Below are 23,161 nucleotides of genomic sequence, written 5' to 3'. Positions count from 1 at the left end.
TTTTTCAATGACCTGTATTAATTGTCAGCGCAATCTGTATTTTAGCAATGTCCCAATAGCGATAAATCCGTCCACCCAGCGTATTTTCTTTCCCTCCGCAACAGAACGCGGGGTATAGGATATCGGAACTTCCAGAATGGAAATTTTTTTCTTTAGTATTTTAGCGGTTACTTCAGGGCAGAATTCAAATCCCTGTGCCTTAAAATCGATTTCCCTGAGAAGTGACGTTCTAAAGACTTTATAACCGGTTGCAGAGTCCGTTATTCTAGCACCGTAAAGCACGGAGGTCAACCACGATAAGAAACGGCCTCCCAGATAGAAACTCCAGCTGGAAATGCCAAAGGCACGTCCGCTTTTGGCGCCTAAAAAACGTGATCCGTACACCACATCGACCTGGTTGTCACGGATCGGCTTGAGCAAAGCCGGATAATCGGTCGGGTCGTATTCCAGATCAGCATCCTGGACTAAAATAACATCGCCGGTTGCTTTTGCCAATCCCGCTTTGAGTGCCGCCCCTTTGCCGCGGCCCGGATTAAGCGGCACGACCTTGATCCCCTCCACGGATTGTGCCAATTCAACCGTCGCATCATGTGAGCCGTCATCAATTACAATGATCTCACCTGCAAAAAACTCAAATTCCCGCAAAACACGGTGCAATACCTCGACAATCGTGTCCTGCTCGTTTTTGGCCGGAATCAATACCGTAACTTTCACAGCGGTCTCCTTCTACAAATTCATACCAGCATTCATCTCTTGCAAACCAAGAAACTTTTTTAGAAATCACTGCTGTTTAAATTAACGCAAGCTCCTGTGGATGAATCGTACGGGATGCTTGTTTTTCCAGAAAAATCGGCACTGTGTGCATACGCTAGAGCCGGTAATGCTGATTCTGATCTCAATTGCCCGACCAAACACTTGGGGTGCGTTTTTTTTCTGAAAAAACAAGCATCCCGTACGATTTCGTTGAACTCTGGATATTTTAATTTAGACACATATGCTAAAATTTTTTCCTGCAAATTAAATGTAATTTATCCTGCGGATTTATATACACCACCAGCTTGAGCAGCCCGATAACCCCGAATAACCAGATTGCGAATCGCGCTCCCCAATACAAAATCCCGTCCCCGGATTGAAACCGGGAAAAAGCAAAACCCAGACTGGCATATTTTCCGGCCCGGGATGCACTTTCAATCTGCAGACCCAGCGACTGACACAAGCGTACCAGCTGCGACCGGGTAAAAAAGTAAAGATGCTCCTGGGGTTTTTTAAACTCTTCCCAGCGGACACCCATCATTTTCGCCAAACAGGAACCGGCATCCGGAATAATAATGGAAATCCGCCCCTCTGGATTTAGCAGACTGACTGCTTTTTCCAAATCCTCCCGCGGATGAGGAGAATGCTCCAGATAATCCCACAGTGTGATAACATCAAATCCCTGCGGCCAGGCCGCCTCCAGGAGGCTGCCGGCTGTAATCCGCGTTTTAACTTCATCCCCGGCCTGACGGATGATATAGCCGGACCATTCAACGCCAAAAGCATCCCAGCCTGCTTCTCCGGCTTCCTGAACCAAAAAACCCGCTGCACATCCCACATCCAGCCAACGATTGGCATCTGCTTTTTCACGAAGCAACCCCTGCATCCGCCGCCGAAACGTCCGCCGAATATTCGCCGCGTCCGACGTATAATCAGAATAACCGCGCACCACCGAATCCCGGCTGGCCCAATACGTTTCATCATAATACTCTTTTAGCGCCGCATCTTCCAAACGGGGATTGACCCGCAAAACACCGCACACGGGACAGTGAACCAACGTAAAACCGGCGATTGAAAAAACCGGCGTACCGGCAGTGGCATCTTGGCAGACATTGCAAATGACCTGCTTGCTCGGAGCGGACGGCTTGGACTTAGTCATGCTTCTTTAGCAAAACAGCATCAAGATTTTTTTTTGCCACTTCAAAATCAGGCTTAAGTATCAGTGCCAGACGAAACCTTTTTTCCGCATTGACATGATCTCCCCGGGACATGTACTGAACTCCGAGATTATTGTAACTCCCCGGATCCAGCCATCCCATCCTGTCCGCTTTCTGATACATTTGAAGTGCCTCGACCGGCATATTATTCTGTAAATAATACCACCCCAAATTGGTATACGGCACCAACCAGTCCGGTGTTAATTCAATCATGCGCATCCACGTCGCCCGCGCATCAACCATTTTGCCTTGCTGCAAATAAAAATAAACCCGGGAATTATGCTCCCCGACAACGCGGGTCACCTCAGAATCATAGGTATACAACGGCCGGCCGGTCTTAACCGGCTGCGCCAGATCAGGCGTATCAACAATTTCAAAAATCCATTGCTGCCGATCAGTGGCAATGGGTTTAAGATACCAGGTCTGGAGTTCGCGTAATTTTTGTAAGGCGGCATCATTCCAGTGATATTTTTCATAGCCGCGAGTCCTGACAGCTTCTTGCGAATGAACAAACACATGGGTATACCCTTGCGCCCGTAGTCGCTCCCAGACCGCCCGTGAATTTTCCGCCCGATCAATCCAGTCAATCCAGGGATTGGTATCATAGACCGTTGCTGCTGTCGCCGGTTTTGAAAAATAATAGGTACGCGTCTCACCCACCAGCAATACTTTCACAGGATCAGGCAATTGATTGACTTGCTTTGCCATTCCATGATAGCTGCTCATCAGCCGGCGCGCCAAATACGTATCCCGACTCTCCAACCCTAAAAAAGCGCCCACCGGGTCCCAACTGGGAATCGCAATGCCGGCAGTACATAAGAGTCCCCAAAACACCAAGCCGAGGGTGGTCAGACGCGCAATACTTCCCAGCAATTTATTCCATGTCTGCCATTGTTTTATAACCGCCGCGCATAGAATCGTCAGCAGGGGAAGCGCAGGAATATAATATCGCGTAATCTGGGTCTGGGAAGACCATAAAACCGCCGTTGCCAAACAAGTCAGCAGCATGACAAGTTGGATGGGAGGCCCGCGCCGCCAAAAAAGCAGCATCAAAATCATACCGGGCAATAAAAATAAAAAAACCACACCAACATAAGAATTACTGGTCGGTTGATAAAATGTCAAATCCCAGGGTTGCCGAAAATACTGGAGCAAATTGCGCTTGCCGTATTCTTTGAAACCGTCCATCTGCTGTTGCATTTTTTCAGGATGCAAATGCTTGGTAGGGATATGCTTATACATAAATGGCGCCACCGGATTGCCGGTATTCACCGTATTTTTTAACCACCAGGGCATCAGAATACAAAACGCGGTCAACCCAATTTTTATTGCCAGCAGCAGTAATGTTTTAACAGGTATTTTCCGCCGAAAACCCTGCCAAAGTAAAAAAAGCGCGGCCGGTCCCAGCATAAACACTGTATTATACTTGCTTGCCACCGCCATACCGACCAGGATTCCCGCCAAATAGGGGGATGCGTTTGAGTGGCGGTCCGACAGGCCGGCCCACAGTGCCAGAAAACCCATGGCAGCAAAAAAAGCCGCCCCGGCATCCACGCCGCAGGTCTGCATATTCATCACCACCACCGGAACCGTCAGGAACAATCCGGCAGCCCACAATCCTGCGCGCCGTCCGTAAAAACGTCGTCCGATCGAAAAAATCGCCAACGCACCTAAAAGGCCCAACAGTGCATGCAGCATGCGGCACAAGCGTTCATCCGCCACCAACAAAGCTCCGGTATACAGCATTTCAATCATCAGCGGTAAATTAGAAAAAAAGTTGTAGGACAAAACATGGATACCCTGCTGCTTAATCCATGCATCCGGCACAGCCAGGTGATAGACCAAAGAATCAAAAAATATTTCCGGAACCGTCACCATCATCCCGACCAGGAGCAAAAACCCGAAAACCGCTATCAGTAAAAATTTGTCCATCCAATTTGATTGACCTAACAACCATCCCTTACCCGGACGCAGCTGCTCCCGATGGGTCCAGACAATCCATGCTCCCCATCCGGCTGCTCCCAATAAAAAAACAACCGCCACCCAGGAATAGTAAAGTTGTAGCACACCGAGAAAGAAAAAGGTCAATGCCATCAGGGTAAATCCCAAGGCAGTGGAAAAAAGAAATGCATCCAACCGGGAATCGGGCCGGTGAACCAGTTTTTTTAACAGGGGGTTCCCTAAACCATAGGCTGCCAGACAAAAAATTGCCAACCAAATGAGATGTTTGCCTGTGGTGATCCATTGGGAAAAAAAAGTGGTTCCCTGGAGCGTTCCAAAACGGCCCCATTGAAAAAGCAGCGAGATCTGATCCCAGCGCCAGTGAAAATGGCTCATCGTCTTCCAAACCAGCAATACCGACCAGCCTGCTAAAAGCAGCAGCACCGGCAAAAAATAGGGGTGCAGGGCCTGTGGATGATCGGCTTGTCTATGTGCTTTCTTCGCCACGGGTTGACAAGAACCTCACTTTAAGGATGGATGAGCAATCTGGCGCCGGCTAAAAGGGAGCGAAATAATTCAAGTCCATCCACCGAACCCATGGCCTGCTCCATGCTCCGCTCCGGATGGGGCATCATACCCAGCACATTGCCTTGCTCATTGCAAATCCCGGCAATATTATCCAAAGAACCGTTGGGATTATTCGCATCGTTGACAGTGCCGCTGCCATCACTATAACGGAAGATAATTTGCTTGTTGGCACGTAAATGGGAGAGGGTCCTTTGATCACAATAATAATTCCCCTCGCCATGGGCAACCGGAATTTTCAATACAGTTCCCTGCGGAATATGTTGGGTAAAGGGGGTTTTATTGGATTCGACCCGCAGGTCAACATATTTACAAATAAATTTCAAAGAGCGGTTGCGCAGCATCGCACCGGGCAGCATCCCGGATTCCAGCAAAATTTGGAATCCATTGCAAATACCGATCACTGCTTTGCCCTGTTTGGCATGGGCTTTGACCATATCCATAACCGGCGAAAACATGGCAATCGAACCCGTGCGCAAATAATCACCATAGGAAAAACCGCCCGGCAAAATAATACAGTCAACCTGCGGCATGGTTTTCCGGCCGTGCCAGATAAATTCCACCGGTTGCTGCAAAACATCGCGCACTACCGAATAACAATCATGATCGCAATTACTGCCGGGAAAAACAACAACGCCGAACTTCATGCCCTCCTCTTTTTCTCACTCAAAATTTTTAAATGGTATTGTTCAATCACCGGATTGACCAACAACTTATCACACATGCGCCGCGTTTGTTTTTCCACTTCCGCTTTGGTCAAACGGGACGAAAAATTCAATTTAAAATATTTTCCCAACCGCGCACCGGTCAGGCTGGTATATCCCATTGAATTGAGTGCTTGCTGAACCGTCGCGCCCTGCGGGTCCAACACACTCGGTTTTAATGTCACATAGATCTCAACGGTCCAATCCTGCTTAGCCTGCGCCATACCTTGCCTCCAATACTGGGTTAAATTATTTCCCTAATCCAATCCGGCGAAATATACGCGCCACATGCTTGGTATGATATTGCATATCAAAACACATTTTAAAATCACGTTCGCTTAACCGGTTCTGAATATCCCTGTCTGCTCTGACCAATTGACGAAAATCCTTTTGTTCATTCCAAGCCTGCATGGCCAAGTGCTGGACCTTATGGTAAGCGATATCGCGGGACATGCCTTTTTCAACCAGTGCGAGCAGCACCTGCTGGGAATGAACGAGACCAAACGTCAGATCAATATTGTGCTGCATCATCTTGGGATTGACTGCCAAGTTTTCCATCACATTGGCGGTCAATTTGCATTGATATTCCAAAATCGCGGTCGCATCCGGTAAAATCATACGCTCGACCGAAGAATGCGAGATATCCCGTTCATGCCATAACGCCATATTTTCCATCGCCGCGACAGCATAGCCGCGCAGCAAGCGCGCCAACCCGGTAATCCGCTCGCATAAAATAGGATTGCGTTTATGCGGCATGGCCGAGGAGCCTTTTTGCCCCTTGGCAAAAAACTCTTCCGCCTCCCGTACCTCGGTACGGTGCAGATGACGGATCTCTACCGCAATATTTTCTAACGTACCGCCAACCTGAGCAATCACACAGAGATACTCTGCATGTCGGTCACGCGAGGCCACCTGCGTGGCAGGCACTTCCTGTTGCAACGTGAGTTTTTTGGCAACCTTGGCTTCCACGCGCGGATCTTGATTGGCATAGGTCCCAACCGCCCCGGATAATTTACAGACCTCCACAGATGCACAGGCCCGATCAAATCGCTCCAGTTGCCGGCGCAACTCCGTCAGAAAAACCGCTATCTTCAAACCAAACGTGATGGGCTCGGCGTGAACACCATGCGAGCGTCCGATCATGGGTGTGTCGCGATATTTCTTCGCCAACTTAATCAGTGCCTTTTCCAGCCGCAGCATCTGATCCTTAATCAGTTTCGAAGCATCCCGGATACGCAATGATTGCGCTGTGTCCACCACATCAGTCGATGTCATCCCATAATGCAAATACCGCCCCACCTCACCCATGGATTCCGCAGTTGAAGAAACAAATGCGATAATATCATGATTTGTCACTTTTTCAATTGCAGCAGCGCGACGCGGGTTAATCCGGGCAGTGCGCTTCATCTTTTGGTAAACATTTTTAGGGATAATATCCAATTCCGACTGGGCTTCCGATGCTGCCAGTTCAACCGCCAGCCAAGTCTCCAATTTATGCGTCTCCGACCAAATGCGGAGCATTTCTTTAGAAGTATACCGTTCTATCATGAGTCATCAATTCCTTATTATGGAGCCCCACGGGCAAGCCCGTGGCACCCCTTTTTGACCTTGCGTCGTACTCTAATTTGGCAGGCGACATCCCGCGAAGCGTTATGACGCATTCATCCCCGGGCAAGCCCGGGGTGTTCTGCGGAGCGGGATAAAAGATATTTTGCAGGAGTCGCCAAAAGGGGTCATTGAAGAAAAAGACTATTTTTCAATGATTTTTATAATAACCACCCTAAAAGAAGCTGCATTATAGCGAAAAAACCCGAATGGGGTCAAGATATTTTCTCAAAACCTTGAAAACCGTACAAATTATGTGTCTTTCTCACATTGCATCACCTTTTCCGCTTTGTTTAATGGCGATTCGACCTGCATATCAAAATTATCACGAATCATGACATATGTAAAAAAATTGTCATATCAACTCTTCCACCTTTACATAAATTACTGGATTGTTATAATTTTAGTATAAATTGAAAGGGGTGATATATTATGATCACTTGGTATCGCCGTCCATTAAAAACAGCTTCTATTATTTTCTTTTGTTTTTTCATTATGTCATGCCTTTTATCTACAACCCAGGCATTTGCCGCCCTCTCCCTGAGTCATAATCCTATTCTCAATCCAAAACCTTCTGCTTTGCTCACAGCCTTGGAAAAGGAAAAAAACATGTTCAAAAAGATGGACCAAAAAAAATTTGTTGAGCAATGCATTACAACTTTTGGTCATGGTTTGACTGCCGATATCTTCTTTAGCGCTGCAGGTGCCGCTTTTTTTAGCAATCTGGGGAAACTTTATAGCAATTTCTTTCCAGATAAAAAAAAGAGTTCCTGGATGGGATTTTTGATCGTGTACTTGTTTGAGAATAACTCCCTGCTCAAAGAAATCGAGCATCTGATGGAATCCGGCGCGAAACCGATTCCGGAGCTGTCAAGTCTGCTCGGGTTGGTTGGTATGATTAAAGATGGTGTTATCATCAAAGATAAAAAAGGTCGCATCGCATCGGCCAAACTTCCGGACGGGACTGTCCTCAATTTCAGCTATTACAGCCAAGGTATGTTGGTTGTAAGTAAAGGAACGCACGGGATATCCAAATGCTTCTTCAATAACCGGGGTCTGCTCATTTATCAAGAAATCAAACGACCGGGCCAGCAGAAGATCGTTTCTTATTTCAAATACCAATTTGACGGAAACGGAAAAATTTCTTTTATCACGGTAACGCACTACCAAGGCGGCAATAAAAACATCATTTTAAAGGACCGGTTTGATAATATTATTAAAATGTTCAAAAACGGGATAACAATTTTCGATAGCGGTTTCAATCAGAACTCTTACTTTGAAAATTACTATACCGACGAGGGGGTTATCGCATCCACCGTGCGTTTCCTTAAACGACCCTTATCTTTGTTACAATGGCTCAATAAAAAGCGCCTTTCCAACAGCAGCACTTCAGGCTGTCTAAAATCTCAGTATGATAAATACACGAAAAAGTTTAAGCAATCCCACACCAAGTATGATAGCAACGGCAATGTGTGCAGCAAAGAGTATTATAAAAACGGCCGGACCGCACGCAAAGAAACCTATCACCCGGACGGCAGCATCAACCAATTAGTCTTTTATAAAAACGACCATCCGAATTTAAAACTGGATTTCTCCAAGAACGAACAACTGGAAGCCAGAACAGAGTTTGAATGGGATGCTTTCTTTAAAACAAGCGTCCCCAAGCAAATGTTTTTATTCAATCCGGACGGCTGTATCAAGCGTACCATTGAATTTTCTGAAGGACGCAGAAAAAAAATCATTGATATGGATGGCACCCTCACAACTTTCGAATATTTTTCCAATGACAAAAGCAGTCCGCTCTTCCCCCTCATATCCAAGCAGATCACGATTAAACCAAACGGAGAAAAAACCGTAATACTCTTTTCAAAATACCAGGGCATTGTGAAAAAGAAGAAGTCATTCGTAAAGGATAATGTGAAAAGCACACTGGCCAAACCAAGCTCAGCTAAAAAAGAAAATGTTCCGGTTGGTGTAATGCTCATGATGCAGCAGCAACAAATCGGGGTTGCTCAGATCAGCAACCAAAGAATAGGTATTTCAAAACCAGGTGTCCTGACGCAAAAAAAGAAATTCTGATTTTCATTGGTCATCAATTTTCCGCTTAGGGAAAGCGGACTTTGAGCGTTTTTTTCCACCCTTCAGAAAAATAAAGGGTGTTGTCGCTCCCAATGATCACACACTCCATGTTTGGATTTTCATTCACCAAGTTCAATCCTTTTTCCGCCGGCAGCACCATAAGCACTGCGACGGGCAGGTCTTGCTTCACTTTTTCATCCTGCCAGAGATACGCGGCCTGATGATAAGCTGCCGGCCGCCCGGTCTTGACATCGAGATAGACATGATACCTCTTCCCTTTTTTCTCAAAAGAATTTTCATAAATATCCGCAACGAACAGATTCCCGTTTTTTTCTGTAAGGCCGGCCAGCACATGGTTGTTTTTTCCCGGTGCAAGCAAGGGAACTTCCCAGACATCGCCCTGCGGTGGTTTTCCATAAACCAGACTGTTTTTGCCGATGGACAATCGAAGCGATTGCGCCTTTTTGCTTTTTTTCAAAAGCATCCGGAGCCGTTTAAATGCGTGGTTGATAATCATCGAGTCCAGCTCGATCTGCATGCCATCCCTGCGAAAGAGTACTTCTTTTTCTTTGGTACGGATATCAATATAATTAAAATTCACCAGTGATTTAAATTGAGCCAGACGCAGCTCACTGGGCACGCGATAATCATCCTGTCCAAAACCATACTGCCAAAGATAACTCGCGAGGGTAATATCAAACGCCCCCTCCGTTTGTTCATGCCAGTGACCTGCCTTTTGCAGCAGCCCCATGGTTTCAGCATCGATTGAAACCGGTTGCCGTCCTGCCTGCTGGTTGAGCCGGTTGACAATGCTGCCCTGGCGATAAGAAGCATAGTGTTGTTCCAGCCGGCCCAACTCATCACGGCAGACAGCAAAAACAGCTTCACAGTCTGCCGCACTTCTTGCCCACACGGTTATCGAGACCGGCGTACCCTTCCAGGCCAACTGGTAAATTTTGACATCCTCGATTTGCGCCGAAAATGCCGAAACACCGCCCAGCATCCAAAAGACCAAAAAAAATATTTTTATCTTCATGTTCTTTCCCTTTCCTCACTGCTGTCCAAGTTATAAAAACCCACGAGCTCACCCGGCATCCGGCATTCGCCGGACAGGCTGCCCATTGATGAAGCGCCGGCAGGATAAAACATACCGGCTTCTATTCGCCCCAAAGATAAGACAACCCGCAGAAATCCCCTGCTTTAGCCCGGGTTTACCTGGACATTCGCGGCCAACATATTAAAAAAGCCGACCTGCATGAACAGGTCGGCTTTCATGAATCGGCATGGCAAAGAATATTGTCAGGCTTCAATTTTTTCAACGTTGGAAGCGTGGGGTCCTTTGGGGCTGTCAATAATTTCAAAGGTTACTGGTTCACCGGGATTAAGACTGCGAAACCCTTCCCCGGTAATCGCAGAATAATGAACAAACACATCGCGTTCACCCTCCATTTCTAAAAAACCAAACCCCTTGGCATTGTTAAACCATTTGACTTTCCCATTCGCCGGCATCAGTTTGCTTTCCTCCTGTTCAAAAGAAATTCTCAAACATCTTGCCCAATAATTCGTAATGTAGCACCGGGAAATATACGTGTCAAGCGCTTTTGAATCACTTGTCTGTTGCCCCGGAAACGCAGTGTTCACTAAGATCATGCTTCCACATAATCAAGGCATCTTCATTGTTGTCGGCATAATAATTACGCCGGATCGCCGCCATCTGGAAACCGTTTTTTTCATAAAGCTTTTTAGCAGGTTCATTGCCGGCTCGCACTTCCAATGTGGCGCGGGTCGCACCCAGACTGTACGCTGTTTGTAAAATTTGCAGGAGCAGGCGTTCGCCGATTTTTCTCCTTCGGAATCCGGGATGAACCGCCAAATTGGTAATATGCGCTTCCTCCTGAATCAGCCAAAAACCCATGTAACCCACTACGTGTTCCTGACACCGGGCGGTCATAAAATGGCTCAAATCAGGATTCCGCATCTCTTCTTCAAAAAGCTTGCGTGTCCAGGGGTCCCGAAAAGAACTCTGCTCGACCCAAAGAATTTCATCCAAATCCTCCGGCCGCATGGGTGTGAAGATCACCTCATTCTGACTGATGCTTTTCATGCTGTCTCGCATGATGTCCCCATATTTTTTTCCCGCATTTCCTCTGCATGTGTCCGGCGGAGGTAAATCGGAACCAATGCTTCCAGCGATGTCCCGCCGTGATCAAATGATACCGCGACCGGAGCGGCAAGCGTTTTATCCGCCAATTTAATAAGCGTTCCGGCATCCGGCAGACAATTACTTTCCGGTGCCAATATCAATCCGGAAATTTTCCCTGCCAGCTCAGGATAAAATTTCCCTGCCTCCGGTCCGGCCAGTGTAAACGCTTGGTCCGGCAGGCAATCGGCCAAACCATCCGGTGTTAACAATTGTTCTGTAAAAATCGTCTGCCATTTTGTGCCGACTTTTTCATACGCAGATGCGTAAAGCATATTTTGCCGGGCATCGCCGATCACCAGCACCCGGTTGGCTAAAACGCCCGCCGCAATCGTCAAAAAACTTGAAATACCAATCACAGGAAGTGACAAAGACTGCGCCAATCCCATCGCGGTCGCAATACCAATACGAACACCGGTAAACGAACCCGGCCCCAGTCCCACTGCAACCCCGGTGATATCTGCCGGTGTGTACCCGTGGTTTGTCAGCAAACTCTCCAGCTTGGGTAAAATTGCTTCATTGTGCCGCCGTGGGGAAACCGAGTTCTCACAGACCGGTTCCTGCGCAGGTTCACGCACCGCCAGCGAAAGCCGGGTGGTGGATGTATCGATTCCTAAAATCATGCCGTGCTCCTGCCCAGGGGTATTTGAATACTGATCCGGCGCTTGTCTTCAGACGCAATTGTCAATTGAACTTTCCAATGTGCCTGCGGCAGTAAGGTGCCTGCCCGCTCGGGCCATTCAACAACACAGATGCCCTCACTATAAAAATAATCTTCATATCCAATATCTTCCAATTCACCCGGATGTTCCAGTCGATACAAATCAAAATGATAAAGAGGCAAAGATGCCTGGTATTCATTAATCAAGGTAAAGGTAGGGCTGGTCACCGCTTCTGCAACCCCCAGTTGATGGGCCAATCCCCGAATCAAACAGGTTTTGCCGGCGCCTAATTCACCATACAGGGCAACCACATCGCCTGACCGCAGCTGCCTGGCCAACTCAGCCCCGATTAATTCTGTTTCTGCAACCGACGCACTCTCATGGATACTCGTTTCCTTCATGCTTCCGGACATCTCCTGTGACGACCTCATTTTCAATCGTATTATGCCTGATTCAAACCATCAAAGCAATTGGCAAAATTTTCAGCGACACTTTTCGCGAAATGCCTATCCGCGATGTTCCCAACCATCGGGCAAAGTCGTTTTTTGACCGCTCGCGCTCATCATGGTAACACCTAAAGACAGCGGTAACACCTCACCAATAATCGTGGTTTTAATTTTATGCTTGGTTTTTAAAATTTCTATAAGTTTATAGGCATTTTGCGGTGCGGTGGCGAAAAGCAATTCGTAATCCTCGCCGCCGCCAAGTGCATATGCCTGCGGATCCTGATGCAAATCACGGGCTGCCGCAATCAACATTTTCGACAGAGGCAGCTGTGCCGCGTATACGCGTGCACCGGCATGACTGGCTTTGGCCATTTTTTTCAGATCAGCAGACAATCCATCTGAAAGATCCATCATCGCACTGACTTTCCCGGTCTGTGCCAATGTTCGCGCTTCATTCACCCGGGGTGAGGGCCGAAGCAGCTTGCGAATAAGCGGCTTAAATTTCGATTTCAAACGGGGGCGCCGGACGACGATATCCAGAGCGGCGGCGGCATCACCCAGCTGGCCTGTCACCAACAACAAATCATTTGAACGGGCTTTTTCCCGGGTCATAACCTGCTGCTTCACCGCAGACCCTTGAAGATATACCGCCAGTGTCATCCCCGCCGGTGACGCAACCGTATCCCCGCCCACCAGCGCAACACCGTAGGCATGAAATGTATCCATCAGTGATTTAACAATTTTTTGAATAACCTTGAATTCCATTTTGGGCGGCAGCCCGAGCACCAAATGTGCACGGTGCGGTGTCCCCCCCATGGCTGCAATATCAGATAAATTAACTGCAGCCGCTTTGTATCCCAGCGAAACCGGATCACACCACGCAAATGACCAATGACTGTTTTCCACCAGGGCATCACACGTGACCAGTTCAACCTCTCCGGCGATTGGTTGGTGAATCGAAGCATCATCACCAATCCCCATCACTGCATTATTTTTCAGAGTTTTGCTGTACTGAGCAATCCAGGCAACAAGTCTATTTTCCTGCCAGCGGATGCCGTGCTGTGCTACTCGCCCCACAGGCTGACCCCTTCGGGTTTTCCCGTATTTTCCAGACGTTTTAAATATTTTTTGGCGTCGTCGATCATGGTCTCCGGATAGGTATCAATCACGCCCTGAAATGTCCGGCGGGCCATCCCGACATCCCCTTCCTTGGCATAACATTCACCGATATGTACCAACGCCTCTGCCGCAAGAAAACCACCTTGGTAATCTTTTTCGAGGGAGGTGTAAACCACAATGGCCTCCTGATACTGCTCTTGGTCCATAAACACCTTGCCCATTCCCAAGCGGGCCTCGGCATCCCAATCCGTGTTGGGAAATCGTTCACGAATTTTCCTAAACGTACTCAGTGCAATTTCTGATTGACCGGCTTCATGCCGGCTCTCCGCAATCTTAAGTCCGGTCCATGCCGCCATAACCGTCTCATCATCCTGGCCCTGCAAGTGTTCGTACATTCGAATGGCATTGGGCCAGTCCTTTTGCTCGCGGTATAAGTCCGCCACAGCAATTGACGCTTGCCGCTTTATCTCCTTATCCTGTGAGTGCTCGATGATTTTCTGATATTGCTTAATTGCCGCCGGATAGCGCTTGGCAAGGGTCAGACGCTGGGCGGTACCAAACCGCCGCTGAATTACTTTTTCCGGATTCCCCCAGCCGGTCAAATAGCCGTATCCCTGTACCACCACAACCACAACCGCTGCGATCCCTAAAAATGTCAGCCAAAATCGGCGCGACGCCTGCATGGTTATCTGGGGATGACTGCCTTCACTTTTTGTCGGGGTGTCTGCCGCACACGGCGGTGCGGTACCGACAGCCGGTCCGGCTGTTTCCGCAACCTTGGTAATTCTTTTTTTCGCCGCTTTTCCGGAAGGCATAGTTGTCTTTCCCGTCTTCGCTTTGGGTGTTGCCTGAGATGATTTCCGGGACACACCCTTTTTCTTTGATGTTTTTTTTACCACGTGATTCTCCTCCTGTGGGATGCAATCGCATCCACCTTAATGATACAAACGTTATCTGCTTTTTTTATCCCGCTCCGCAGAACACCCCGGGCTTTTGCCCGGCGTAACTTGTCCGGCGCATGCCGGATGCCGGGTGATCCGGGGATGAATGCGTCATAACGCCTCGCGGGATGTCGCCTGCCAAATTGGAGTACGACGCAAGGTCAAAAGGGGTGCCACGGGCTTGCCCGTGGAGCTCCATGACCCAAGAATTTTGACAAGTCGCTTCGTTGGGACTAGGGTGCCGTAACCCAGGTCTGCCCCGACAACGAGCTGCCGTTCGGCCCGCGCCCTTCCACCACAACCCGGTAACGACCCGGTTGCCAGAAAGCATCAAGTGGTATTTGTGTTGTAAAGTCCCAAGTTTTCCCACCATCACGTGTACGCATCGGAATCACCGGAGAACCGGGATAATCAAGTCTGCCGGTCATGACGGTTGTTCCGGGCGGCGCAATAACTTCCGCAACCACCACGCACCCGGGATAAATTTTTTCCGGCGTTATTGTAACATGCAGCGACTCAGATCGTCTATTGACACCTGCACACCCCGCCAAAAAAAGCATCCCCCCAAAAAGAAGAATACTCACTGTTTTTTTCATTGTCCGATCATATCCATAACTGTCTGTACCATGACGGCGGCACCTGCCACCAGCCCCTTTTCATCAAAATCAAAACACGGATGATGCCACGGATAGTGATATTTTTTTTTGTCCCCCGCACCCACCAAAAAAAAACAAGCAGGCACCTGGCGCGCAAAATAGGTAAAATCTTCCCCCGACATCATCGGCTGCCCAATCTGCCGCACCTTGTGCTTGCCAAGAACATACGCGCCGGCTTGCGCCAGCCGTGCCGTTATTTTTTCATGGTTGACCAGCGGCGGATGCCCCGGGTTCAAAACAAACTGCGCTGAACCACGATGGGCACGTGCAACCCCGGCGGCAATTTGGGCAATCCGTTTTGGGAGTTCCCGGCGTTTTCGGTCACTTAACGAACGAATGGTTCCCTGCATGACAACTTGCTCCGCAAGAATATTATAGGCTGATCCTCCGCTGATTTTCCCAATACTGATAACCACCGATTTCAGCGGATCTGTTTCGCGTGCTGCCAAATGCTGGAGATTGGTGATAATCTGACCTGCGATGGCAATGGCATCCACACTACGGTGCGGCATGGCACCGTGTCCGCCTTTACCCTGTATCGTAAGGGTAAACGCATCGGCAGCTGCCATCATAACACCGGATTTGACGCCGATGATACCGGCCGGAAGACTGGTATCAATATGGCCGGCAATGATCGCAGAAACCTGCGGCGAATCAAGCACCCCGGCCCTGATCATTGCTTGGGCCCCGCCGGGAGGAACTTCTTCGCACGGCTGAAAAACCATTTTCAAGGAACCGGCCATTTGAACTGCATACCGGCTGAGTATTGTCGCGGCACCCAATGCCATCGCTGTATTGCCGTCATGACCACAGGCATGCATAACCCGGCTTCTTCGCGACGCATAACCGGACTTGGTCCGCTCTTGAATCGGCAGCGCATCCATATCCGCCCGAATGGCAATGACCGGACCAGATTTTTTTCCTTTAAGCAAGCCGACAACACCGGTTTTCGCCACCTGAGTTTTCACCTTCCAACCCGTCCGACGCAAGACCCCGGCAACCAACGCAGCAGTCTGTTTTTCTTCAAATCCCAATTCAGGATTTTGATGAATTTGACGCCGCCAGGTTTGCATTGCCTTGCCCTGTTTCAAGGCGTTTTGATAAATATCCCGTCCCGGTCGTGACACGCTTACTCCTCCTGAATAATTGCCCGAACCATATCGGCCTTCCCCACAATACCAACCACCTTGCCGCTTTCAACAACCGGCAAAAGATGCTTTTTTTTCTCATGCATAATTGTTGCCATTTCCTGCAGATCAGCTTCCGGCGAAATAGTCACCACATCCTTGCTCATGATATCTTCGACTTTTCCACCGATAATTTTCTTCAATTCCTGTTCGTGTTTTTGCGTCCCTTCCAGATAAATAATTGCATCAAACAACGTAATCATGGTAGGCGCATGTACTGTGGCATCACGAAAAATCACATCACCTTCGGTGACAATGCCGACCAGGGCGGCATGATCATCTAAAACCGGTGCACCGGATATGTTGTTCTGAAGAAAAAATTGCGCCACCGCCTTGACTGTCATGTCCGGTTGAACAGAAAAAATTTCTTTTGTCATAATATCGCTTGCTTTGAACTTTTTCATACCGCCTCCGTTATGTGTTTTTTCATTCACTATTTTGAAATCCCTGAAATCCCCTATACCCAGTCAGCCCGTGCCGGCAATTTGCGGAGCAGGGCAAAAGCATTGGGAAGCTGGTCCGCAATATCCCGCGCAATAACACCCTGGCCCCAGACATCCTTGGCTGCCAGACATCCCGCAATACCATGTGCCACGGCACCTGCCAAACCGGCCTGCAAGGCCGATATTTTTTGTGCAGCCAATGCGGCAATCACTCCCCCCAACACATCGCCGCTTCCTGCGGTGGCCAATGCCTGTGTCCCGGAACCTGTGATGAAAACCGGTGAGCGTTTTTTTGCAATCACAGTATTTCTCCCTTTAAGCAACACGATTCCCGGCAGCTTCTTCGTCAGCGCTCCCAACGCCTCCATCCGATTACTGCTGATGTGCTCAGCCGACTTCCCGAGCAACTGTGCCGCCTCACCCTCATGGGGGGTCACTATAATTTCCGGCCGCCCGGATGACCGTGACGGCCATTGTACCCCGGACAAGGCGTGTAATGCATCTGCATCAACCAGCAGCATCGCCGGACCGGCTATTTTTCCGATGAACCTTCTAATTAAATTTTGGGTGCCCGGGGTCCGGCCGAGTCCCGGCCCGAGAACCACAGCATCATAGGTTTGGGCGGTTTCCAATAGCTGCGGCAAGGCCGCAATCCCCAAAGCCGCCTTGCCGCCATCAGCCATCGGCAGGCAGACCGCTTCAAGAGCATGGCTGCGTATGACAGCATCCATTGTTTTTGGATAGGCCATTGCAACATACCCGGCACCACTACGCATGGCACCTAATGCAGCCAAAAGCAGCGCACCATGATAACCGAAAGAACCACCGATCACCAAAACTTTCCCGACCGAACGCTTGTGCCCCAGGGGTGATCGTTTCGGCAAAAATCCGGCAATTGCATTTTCATAGACATACTGAACCGTCTCCGCCTGCCCTGCACGGAGCAACGGCGCCGGAAATCCAATGGTCTCAACCACCAAACGCCCCACATAGGATGCTGCCGACTGCCGTAATAAACCCGCCTTTGGCAATCCAAAGGTTATCGTGCAATCCGCCTGAACGGTCATGATTCCCGGGTCCCCGTTATCGGCATTCAATCCCGAAGGAATATCCGCGGCAATCACAACCGCATTGCTTGCATTGACTTTCGTAATTGCCTGAATATAAGGTTCGCGCAAATCACCGGAAAGACCGATGCCCAACATGGCATCCACCACCACATCCGAAGCCATAATGATTTCAGCAAATGCATCCGGCAAACACTCCGAGCATTGCCGACTGGCCACATTTTCAGAAGAAAGCCGCTGGAGATTTTCCAGCGTCTCAGGTGCGATTTTTTCGGATAAAATCAGAACCCGTGGCTTGATGCCGGCCCGTGCCAGATAGCGTGCACAGACCAATCCATCCCCGCCGTTTTTTCCGCCGCCTGCCAGGATCGTCACTCGGGTCTGACTTTTCGAACCGATAAACCCAAGCACATGCTCTGCCAGCCGCAACCCGGCTTGTTCCATCAATTTATGACCGGGGATGGCATAAGCTGTCATTGCCTCACGATCAATTGCCTGCATGGTTTTAGCGTCTACAATCCGCAACAACGCGCAACTCCTTTAATCCATAGAATACCCGCACCGCGATAGTCCCCCTGCTGAAAAAACCGGCGGGGATCACACGAACTGTTAAAAACATGCCCCCTATCGGACCTTTTTAACCTGCGATTATTTAGGCTGCTCTGCCTGCATCGTCATGTCCTCAGGTAAAAAACACTTGAAAACAAAGTGATTATAGCATGCCGCGTCTTTGAAGCCAGTGAAAAATTTTGTGACCCCACAGCTTCATCGTACCCCGGTTTGGCTGTAATAAAAAAATCCCACCAACACCTTCCGGCATTGATGGGATTTTTTATAATAACCTGTACTCACTGTCGATAAATAATGACAATTTCCACACGCCGATTACGCGTCCGGCCTTTTTCCGTTTGATTACTGGCTATAGGACTTTTACTGCCTCTGGCATGCGTGGACACTTTTTTCAAAGGTATTTTATAGGTCGCGGTTAAATAACGTGATACGGTTATCGCGCGTCGCTGCGAAAGCAAAAAACTCATCGATTTTTCAGCATGATTGTCCGTATAGCCCTCAATCGAAACTTTGATATACGGCTGACTTTTTATCTTTTTCGCAATTGATTTAAGCGTTCTCAAAGACCGGTCCGAAAGATCCGCCGCACCTTCCCCAAAATAAATCCGCGGCAACACCTCTCGATTGGATTGACTATCACTCACTTCCAAATCACGGGTATAAATTTTACCGCGTAGTTTTTCCACAGAACCATCGGACAACTCCATTTTCATCGCATAACGACAAAAGATCCCTTCTGCAACTTTATTTCTTTCCTTGCCCGTCCCATCCCACACTAATTTTGTCGGCAGCCCTTTGCCGGAATATTTTTTCACTACCCGCCCGTCCGGACCAACAATGCTGAGTATCCAACGACGAACTGATTTTTTTTCAGAAAATCTCACCTGAAATACCGCTTGTTCAATCTGGGTTTCATTTTGTGAACTGATTTCAGATTCCACTTCCATTCGAATCGCTTTGCGCATTTTCATTTTCGACACCTTTGGCATAAGAACTTGACCGCCGGTCCCGCCACGGGTATCAGGCGGCAGCATCAGCCCGCTGCCGCCGCTTTTTTTCTTTGTCTTCCGCTTCACTTTACGCCGCTTGATACTTTGAGTTTTCTTCTTCGCGCGCTTGGGCGAGATAAACGTATAGGTAAGTGCCATGCGGTGGGTCATCCCCAGATCACCGAAGGGTGCCACCGCATAATCAAGAATAAAGCCTGTGACATTGACACCAATCCCTGCGGTTAAACCCGCAGCATCACCCAAACCGTTAATTTCAGAAATTTTATATCCCCCCCGGAGCGAAATAATACCTAAATAGAAATATTCCAACCCGATATTGGTATAAAACGGTTGATCAAAAGGAATGGGAAGATTGACATCCACGACCGAAAGAAACCGATCTCGTTTTTCATTGATAACAAATGGAATCCGATAAGAAATACCCGCCTTGACATTCATGGGTAGCTGATACCCTTCCAAAGGCAGACCGAGATTCTGAATCGCAAGGCCGGTCTTGAGTCCTTTGAGCAAACGGTACTGCATCCCCAGGTCCATGGCCAGGGTCATGCTGCTAAAAGTGTCCACACTCTCATTTACGAGTTTGACGGTTCCGCCAAAATTCATTTCCGGTGTTACACGGGTACCGTAGCCGGCGGAGACGACCAAGGTATAGGGTGTAAATGTTTCCGAGGTGGGAAGCGGATAGCCGGATGGATCAACGCCGATTTTTTCAAATTCACCAAAATTAAAATAATTGACACTCAGTGCGAACCCGCCGCGGAACAGCCGCTGAGCATAGGTCACATAAGCGTCCTGAATATCCTGGAGCCATAGATTGTGCATATAGGAAAGCTGCGGCGAACGGATCGCAGCAAGTCCGGCAGGATTCCAATACAAGGCATATAAATCATTGGCAGCCGCAACCTGGGCCTCTCCCATACCGACCGCACGCGGTCCGACCCCGATCTGGAGTATCTTACCTGCTGTACCGAGAACCGATTCATCGGCCGGAACTGATTCAGGAAATACCATCAAAAAACAAAAAACCACGAGTATCCATCGCTTCATCGCCGTCACCATCCTCGACTTTGTCATCTTAATATCATATTTTATTGTGCCTGCTTTGTGCAACCGAAAAACATTAAAAAATGGAGAAACATCGTGATTATCAGTCTTGATGCTCCTCGCCGATTTGATGAATTTTAATGAAATTGGTCCGGGTACCCCTCGGTGAACTGGCTAAAATAACCACCCAATCCCCTTTACGAACACGGCGACACGCCAACAGGACCTTTACTGCCTGCTCAACAATGGTTTCCAGCGCGGGTTGTGTATTGATCAAAAGGCTTTCTACTCCCCAAACCAGGGCCAATTTTCTCCGGATTACCTCTGAATGCGCCAAAGCAATCACCGGAACCTGCGGGCGTTGCCGCGAAATTAATCGCGCCGTATTCCCGGTTTGTGTGAAAACCACTAAATAACGCGCCTTTATTTTCTCGACCAGATGAACACCGGCGGCAATAACATCGTCCTCCGGCGCAAGACAGGTCGGCTCCAAACTAAGCCGGTTATATTCCGGTGCCGCCTCTGCCTGGGCGGCAATCCGCGCCATCATCGTCGCAGACTGGACTGGATAGCGGCCGGCGGCGGTCTCACCCGAAAGCATAATACCGTCACTGCCGTCAAAAATTGCATTGGCCACGTCAGATGCCTCCGCCCGAGTTGGCGTGGGATTCTCCATCATGGACTGCAACATCTGGGTAGCCGTAATGACAACCTTTCCATAATGATTGGCCATGGATATAATTTTCTTTTGGAGTACCGGGACTTGTTCCGCGCTCATCTCCACACCCAAATCGCCGCGTGCAATCATCACACCATCCGATACCTGAATAATCTTTTCCAAATGAGGAATGGCTTGCGGTTTTTCAATTTTTGCGATCGTACCGGCTTGCGATCCGGCAGCCCGGATACGCTTTTTCAAAACCCGCATTTCCTCGGATTTGCGGACAAAAGAGAGTGCGACGTAATCAAATCCCAGTTGAAGTCCAAATGCCAGGTCGCGCTTATCTTTCGCGGTCATGGCTGGAACCCGAAGCGATTGTCCCGGAAGATTCAAGCCTTTTTTATCCTTGAGAATCCCGCCGACAACCACCTTACAAATCACATCCCGTCCCTCTTTGTGCATGACCTTCAGGCGGATCAGGCCATCATCCATTAAAATCGCATCACCGCGTTTTACTTCTTGGGATAGGTGGACATAATTGACGGGAATCAAATCCCGGCTGCCGGATGTTTTTCCCGGCCGGATACGAACCACCGCCCCGGTTAAAAGTGATATGCCTCCACTTTTAAACTTTCCCACCCTTAATTTTGGGCCTGTCAAATCCAACAATGTCGCGACCGGAACACCGGCCGCACGGCTTTCGCGTTCCAACAATGCAAACCGTTTCGCATGCTCCGGATACTCCCCATGCGAAAAATTAAACCGGGCGCAATCCATTCCCGCCCGTATCAGCTTTTTTAAAACACCGGGTCTGTCCGTTGCCGGACCGAGGGTAAAAATCATTTTCGTGCGTTCCATACCACGCCTCCTGTTTTTCTGCGGAAAACCGGTGTGTGTTTTCAATTCCCTTTTCTATTCTCACCTTACACCTGCCTGTGTTGTCGATTCATTTTCTACGAACGGGCAACCTGCAACGCAGGGACTTAAAAAGAGCCTGCTAAATCTTATCTGACCGCATCATGATTTCTTCATCCAAACCCACATAGAACATTCCTCCGACAACACAGGCAGGCGTGGGCCATATCATCAAGACTTGCTTGGTCGAATGTTGACAGAGCCGGTTTTTCTTTGAAAACGAGCAGTCTGACTGGTTTTGGCGTATGCTTGTATTACTTAAATCTTTGTCTATCCCAACCAGTAATTCCCCAACCGGATTGCCTGCAAACAAAGATTGGCAAATAATCCTGCCCAGACATCATCCACCATCACGCCCCAACCGCCCGGCAAAGACTGAGACCGGCCGGCCACACCGGGTTTCCAAATATCAAAAAGACGAAAAAGAAAAAAAGCGGCGATGGCGTAAAACCAGGTAGCCGGCAACAAAAACACGGCAATAAAATATCCCACCACCTCGTCAATCACAATTTTATGAGAATCTTTTTCCTGCAAGATATCCTCAGCCGCAAAAGAACTCCAGACCCCGATAAAAAACAAAATCACGATGGCGCCAAGATGCAGCAGCCAATTTTCACGTATTATTAAATAAGGTACAATCGCCAGTGCGGAAGCAAAGGTCCCGGATGCTACTGGAAAATAACCGGCACCAAAAACCGAAGCAACACTTAGGTGAAAAAACCTCATGCTTTTGTTTCCTGAAAAAGTCCGCGATTTTTAATGAGATATTCCATTCCCGAATACAGAGAAAGCACGGCAGCCACCAACATCGCGGCAAACGGTAAATAGCGAATAAGCATAAGCAGTATCTCCCCGGAAAGTCCCAAAGAACGCAGGGTTTCCTCCCAGGGAGGAAGCCAGGTCTGTAAAGTTACCACCACCGAGCTGACGAGCAAAATCAGAATCACCGCAACAATCTGTGAGATGGTCTTATGCTTGCCGGATGTCGATGCGGCAATAACGCGTCCTTCCACGGCAGCCAAAACCCGCAAACCGGTGATGGCAAACTCGCGTCCAATAATCAGAATCACCATCCAGGCCGGAGCATATCCCATCTGGACAAATGAAATAAACGCCGCCATCATCAGGAGCTTGTCTGCCAGGGGATCCATGATTTTTCCAAAATTTGTAACCAGATTACGCTCGCGTGCCAGCCGACCATCCCAGTAATCCGTAATCGCAGCAGCGCCGAAAACCAGCAAGGCGGCATATTGCATCCAGACATTCTCAATTAAAACACAACCCATGAAAACCGGGACCGCCAACACTCTGGCCAAGGTCAGCCTATTTGGAAGATTCAACTGCTTAAAAAATTTC

At 48.8% G+C, this 23,161-nt stretch carries 23 protein-coding genes; 1 reads left to right on the top strand and 22 read right to left on the bottom strand.

The features are described 5' to 3' along the window. Window positions 1–24: 24 nt before the first annotated feature. The 6 genes from K8S19_06160 to purB all read right to left on the bottom strand — a co-directional run bounded on the left by K8S19_06160 (window position 25) and on the right by purB (window position 6,748). A complete protein-coding gene (locus tag K8S19_06160; GenBank protein MCD4813260.1) occupies window positions 25–714 on the bottom strand; it encodes a glycosyltransferase family 2 protein in 690 nt (229 codons plus the stop codon). 283 nt (window positions 715–997) lie between these two features. Then, on the bottom strand, window positions 998–1,912 hold the full coding sequence (locus K8S19_06155) for a class I SAM-dependent methyltransferase (protein ID MCD4813259.1): 915 nt from the start codon (window positions 1,910–1,912) through the stop codon (window positions 998–1,000). Continuing rightward, entirely contained in the window at window positions 1,905–4,418 is a 2,514-nt protein-coding gene (locus K8S19_06150; protein ID MCD4813258.1) for a glycosyltransferase family 39 protein, read from the bottom strand. The genes K8S19_06155 and K8S19_06150 overlap by 8 nt, the downstream gene beginning before the upstream one ends. Window positions 4,419–4,438: 20 nt before the next feature. Beyond that, window positions 4,439–5,143 carry a phosphoribosylformylglycinamidine synthase subunit PurQ gene (gene purQ / locus K8S19_06145; GenBank protein MCD4813257.1) on the bottom strand — a complete coding sequence of 235 codons (705 nt, stop codon included), beginning with the start codon at window positions 5,141–5,143 and terminating at the stop codon, window positions 4,439–4,441. Next, entirely contained in the window at window positions 5,140–5,424 is a 285-nt protein-coding gene (gene purS / locus K8S19_06140; protein MCD4813256.1) for a phosphoribosylformylglycinamidine synthase subunit PurS, read from the bottom strand. The genes purQ and purS overlap by 4 nt, the downstream gene beginning before the upstream one ends. A gap of 25 nt (window positions 5,425–5,449) precedes the next feature. Next, on the bottom strand, window positions 5,450–6,748 hold the full coding sequence (gene purB / locus K8S19_06135) for an adenylosuccinate lyase (protein MCD4813255.1): 1,299 nt from the start codon (window positions 6,746–6,748) through the stop codon (window positions 5,450–5,452). 666 nt (window positions 6,749–7,414) lie between these two features. Between purB and K8S19_06130 the strand changes: the two genes are divergently transcribed. After that, window positions 7,415–8,884 (top strand): hypothetical protein, encoded by a 1,470-nt coding sequence (locus K8S19_06130; GenBank protein ID MCD4813254.1) that lies wholly within the window; start codon window positions 7,415–7,417, stop codon window positions 8,882–8,884. A 25-nt stretch (window positions 8,885–8,909) separates the two neighbouring features. On the opposite strand, the gene K8S19_06125 is transcribed toward K8S19_06130, so the two are convergent. The 16 genes from K8S19_06125 to pgsA form a co-directional block, all read right to left on the bottom strand. After that, complete coding sequence (locus K8S19_06125; protein MCD4813253.1) at window positions 8,910–9,920, bottom strand: FAD:protein FMN transferase; 1,011 nt, start codon at window positions 9,918–9,920, stop codon at window positions 8,910–8,912. Continuing rightward, complete coding sequence (locus tag K8S19_06120; protein MCD4813252.1) at window positions 9,917–10,054, bottom strand: hypothetical protein; 138 nt, start codon at window positions 10,052–10,054, stop codon at window positions 9,917–9,919. Before K8S19_06120 ends, K8S19_06125 begins: the two co-directional genes overlap by 4 nt. A gap of 129 nt (window positions 10,055–10,183) precedes the next feature. Next, window positions 10,184–10,393 (bottom strand): cold-shock protein, encoded by a 210-nt coding sequence (locus tag K8S19_06115; GenBank protein ID MCD4813251.1) that lies wholly within the window; start codon window positions 10,391–10,393, stop codon window positions 10,184–10,186. 97 nt (window positions 10,394–10,490) lie between these two features. Then, entirely contained in the window at window positions 10,491–10,949 is a 459-nt protein-coding gene (gene rimI, locus K8S19_06110) for a ribosomal protein S18-alanine N-acetyltransferase (GenBank protein MCD4813250.1), read from the bottom strand. A 35-nt stretch (window positions 10,950–10,984) separates the two neighbouring features. Then, a complete protein-coding gene (tsaB, locus tag K8S19_06105; protein ID MCD4813249.1) occupies window positions 10,985–11,707 on the bottom strand; it encodes a tRNA (adenosine(37)-N6)-threonylcarbamoyltransferase complex dimerization subunit type 1 TsaB in 723 nt (240 codons plus the stop codon). After that, window positions 11,704–12,147, bottom strand: a complete 444-nt coding sequence (gene tsaE / locus K8S19_06100; protein MCD4813248.1) for a tRNA (adenosine(37)-N6)-threonylcarbamoyltransferase complex ATPase subunit type 1 TsaE — start codon at window positions 12,145–12,147, stop codon at window positions 11,704–11,706. Before tsaE ends, tsaB begins: the two co-directional genes overlap by 4 nt. Before the next feature lie 105 nt (window positions 12,148–12,252). Continuing rightward, on the bottom strand, window positions 12,253–13,269 hold the full coding sequence (gene thiL / locus K8S19_06095) for a thiamine-phosphate kinase (GenBank protein ID MCD4813247.1): 1,017 nt from the start codon (window positions 13,267–13,269) through the stop codon (window positions 12,253–12,255). Beyond that, on the bottom strand, window positions 13,257–14,210 hold the full coding sequence (locus tag K8S19_06090; protein ID MCD4813246.1) for a tetratricopeptide repeat protein: 954 nt from the start codon (window positions 14,208–14,210) through the stop codon (window positions 13,257–13,259). Before K8S19_06090 ends, thiL begins: the two co-directional genes overlap by 13 nt. A gap of 275 nt (window positions 14,211–14,485) precedes the next feature. Further along, window positions 14,486–14,848: a hypothetical protein gene (locus K8S19_06085; protein ID MCD4813245.1), complete on the bottom strand. Its 363-nt coding sequence runs from the start codon at window positions 14,846–14,848 to the stop codon at window positions 14,486–14,488. After that, a complete protein-coding gene (locus tag K8S19_06080) occupies window positions 14,845–16,035 on the bottom strand; it encodes an amidohydrolase (protein MCD4813244.1) in 1,191 nt (396 codons plus the stop codon). The genes K8S19_06085 and K8S19_06080 overlap by 4 nt, the downstream gene beginning before the upstream one ends. Window positions 16,036–16,037: 2 nt before the next feature. After that, on the bottom strand, window positions 16,038–16,499 hold the full coding sequence (locus K8S19_06075) for a CBS domain-containing protein (GenBank protein ID MCD4813243.1): 462 nt from the start codon (window positions 16,497–16,499) through the stop codon (window positions 16,038–16,040). A gap of 53 nt (window positions 16,500–16,552) precedes the next feature. After that, window positions 16,553–18,133, bottom strand: a complete 1,581-nt coding sequence (locus K8S19_06070) for an NAD(P)H-hydrate dehydratase (protein ID MCD4813242.1) — start codon at window positions 18,131–18,133, stop codon at window positions 16,553–16,555. A gap of 320 nt (window positions 18,134–18,453) precedes the next feature. Then, a complete protein-coding gene (locus K8S19_06065; protein MCD4813241.1) occupies window positions 18,454–20,232 on the bottom strand; it encodes a PorV/PorQ family protein in 1,779 nt (592 codons plus the stop codon). 100 nt (window positions 20,233–20,332) lie between these two features. Further along, window positions 20,333–21,748: a pyruvate kinase gene (gene pyk, locus K8S19_06060; protein MCD4813240.1), complete on the bottom strand. Its 1,416-nt coding sequence runs from the start codon at window positions 21,746–21,748 to the stop codon at window positions 20,333–20,335. Window positions 21,749–22,075: 327 nt separating this feature from the next. Next, window positions 22,076–22,531 (bottom strand): phosphatidylglycerophosphatase A, encoded by a 456-nt coding sequence (locus K8S19_06055; protein ID MCD4813239.1) that lies wholly within the window; start codon window positions 22,529–22,531, stop codon window positions 22,076–22,078. Then, entirely contained in the window at window positions 22,528–23,145 is a 618-nt protein-coding gene (pgsA, locus tag K8S19_06050) for a CDP-diacylglycerol--glycerol-3-phosphate 3-phosphatidyltransferase (protein ID MCD4813238.1), read from the bottom strand. Before pgsA ends, K8S19_06055 begins: the two co-directional genes overlap by 4 nt. Between the last annotated feature and the right edge of the window lie 16 nt (window positions 23,146–23,161).

It is taken from the genome of bacterium, assembly GCA_021108215.1.
Taxonomy (GTDB): Bacteria; Oederibacteriota; JAAXVQ01; order JAAXVQ01; family JAUVAV01; genus JAIORK01.
This window is presented reverse-complemented; position numbering and strand designations above follow the sequence as displayed.